Source organism: Mesorhizobium sp. M2A.F.Ca.ET.042.01.1.1, assembly GCF_003997405.1.
GTDB lineage: Bacteria > Pseudomonadota > Alphaproteobacteria > Rhizobiales > Rhizobiaceae > Mesorhizobium.
The window spans coordinates 1-614 of record NZ_RZRX01000629.1; the positions used below are offsets into that span (position 1 = coordinate 1).

Annotated in this window: 1 protein-coding gene; it reads right to left on the minus strand. The window is 62.1% G+C overall.

Translation table 11 applies throughout. The features are described 5' to 3' along the window. Positions 1–148: 148 nt before the first annotated feature. Positions 149–614 (minus strand): TrbI/VirB10 family protein (locus EOA23_RS35265; RefSeq protein ID WP_281058787.1); only part of this gene is annotated, 466 nt, incomplete at its 5' end.

The following is a 614-nucleotide window of genomic DNA, read 5'->3' on the forward strand; positions in this document are numbered from 1 at the left end:
GTACCCAGCCGCTCAATGAAAACTTCGCCGGGTCGGTTGATGGCGATTTCCGAAACCGATTCTTCCTCCATATAGGGCCAGATCGGTTCCAGTTCGGCGCGCAACACCGGTGCGCGCGCCCAGGGGTTCGGCACAGGCTCTCTGACATTCATCGGGCCGGATTCCCGTAGCCTGGATAATCCGGATCAGCCTCAGACGTCGGTGTGACAGAGAGCGGCGTCGGATCGAGCGCCTTTGCAGGTTTCCCGCCGCGCTTCAGTCGAGCCAGCTCCTCTTCTACCGGATCGGCATAGAGCTCGGAAAAATCGAGATCCCGGCGCACAAAGACGACGACCGGCGTGCCCTGGTCGACGTAGAGGGTCGGCGGAATGTTCTGCGTGTCGCGGAATGCCTCTTGTGCCAGCTGCTGCAACGCCGTCGACGATTTGTCGAAGGCGATGCTGCGGGCATCGCGTTGCGAACCGGAGCCGCCATAGGTGGTGGTGACCGTCTGTCCCGTAACGGGGTCAACGGTCGTCACCTGCCGCTGCTGGCTGTCGCTGCCATTGTCGGCGAGGGAGGACAGGTACTCCGAAACCCCGCCGACGACCGAAAGCATGATCGCATTGCCATAG